The 1,357-nt window shown below is 55.9% G+C and carries 1 protein-coding gene; it reads left to right on the plus strand.

What is annotated here, in order from left to right; genetic code table 11:
- Window positions 1–76 precede the first annotated feature (76 nt).
- On the plus strand, window positions 77–1,102 hold the full coding sequence (locus AC3WL2_RS25760; RefSeq protein WP_102685495.1) for an IS110 family RNA-guided transposase: 1,026 nt from the start codon (window positions 77–79) through the stop codon (window positions 1,100–1,102).
- Window positions 1,103–1,357: the final 255 nt, after the last annotated feature.

The following is a 1,357-nucleotide window of genomic DNA, read 5'->3' on the forward strand; positions in this document are numbered from 1 at the left end:
CTTAATGAGATGGTCACCCCGGCACCCTGCGAGGCGTACGCTTTCGCAGGGTGTTTTTTCTTCGGAGACCGTCATCATGAACAACGTGACACTGATCGGCATCGACATCGGCAAACATGTCTTCCACCTGCATGCCCAAGACAAGTTCGGCAAAGAGGTATCGCGCAAGAAGTGTTCAAGGCCGCAGATGATGCGGTTTCTGGCCAATCATCCTCTTTGCACGGTGGTGATGGAGGCCTGTGCCGGCTCGCACTGCCTGGCCCGAGAAATCAAAGCGATGGGGCATGAAGCCAAGCTGATCTCTCCCCAGTTCGTTAGGCCTTTCGTCAAGAGCAACAAAAACGACTTCGTTGATGCGCAAGCCATCTGCGAAGCCGCTTCCCGACCTTCCATGCGCTTTGTGACGCCAAAATCGCCTGAGCAGCAAACACTCTCTGTTTCTCATCGGATGCGTGAGTCATTGATCCGCGACCGAACCAAGACGGTGAACCAGATGCATGGGTTCCTGCTCGAGTTCGGTGTGAGCCTGCCGACCGGACTGGCGGTAATCAAACGCCTCGCTTCAGTGCTTGAAGAGCACGACCTGCCTGTACGTCTCGTTGCACTGCTGCAGCGCCTGCATGAGCATTTCGTCTACCTGAGCGAGCAGATCAAGGTGTTGGACGAAGAGCTGGCGAGCCAGCTGGCTGACGATGATCTAGGTAGCCGTTTGCTGACTATCCCGTGTGTCGGGCCGATCACCGCCAGCCTGCTGGCTGTGGAAATGGGTGACGCGCAGCAATACGGCAGTAGCCGGGACTTTGCTGCCTCTGTAGGTCTGGTGCCCCGCCAGTACAGCACTGGTGGTAGGCCAGCTTTGCTGGGGATCAGCAAGCGCGGCGACAAGAACCTTCGACGCTTGTTGGTGCAGTGCGCACGGGTTTACCTGATGCGTTTGAAGTACCAGAAAGGCCCATTGGCCGATTGGGTGTGTTCACTGCTCGCGCGACGTCACTCCAATGTGGTGGCCTGCGCGTTGGCCAACAAACTGGCACGCATTGCGTGGGCCATTACCACTCGGCATACGCAATACAAAACGGAGCCAGACGCCATGAACGCCTGACCCCGTAGTGCTGCACCGTGTTTCACCATCAGGTTTTGCGATAGCTGAACAACAGATGAAATAAACGGCCGATCGGCCTGGCGATGATCCTGAACGACCAATTGGCTCGTGGAAGCCGCTTACTTTATTAGGATCGCCAGGCGCGAATGCTCATCGTGGCGCGGGATACGAGCCCAATAGACGCCGGATAGATTGAAGCAAGCCATCCATTCCATCTTATGAACAGTATTGCAAAAAATGGGGTGACCATAGATT

The sequence above is a fragment of the Pseudomonas sp. FW305-96 genome, from assembly GCF_058783825.1.

Excerpts from the sequence above, each read along its gene's own strand:
- AC3WL2_RS25760 (WP_102685495.1), top strand. The coding sequence starts at position 77 with ATGAACAACGTGACACTGATCGGCATCGACATCGGCAAACATGTCTTC.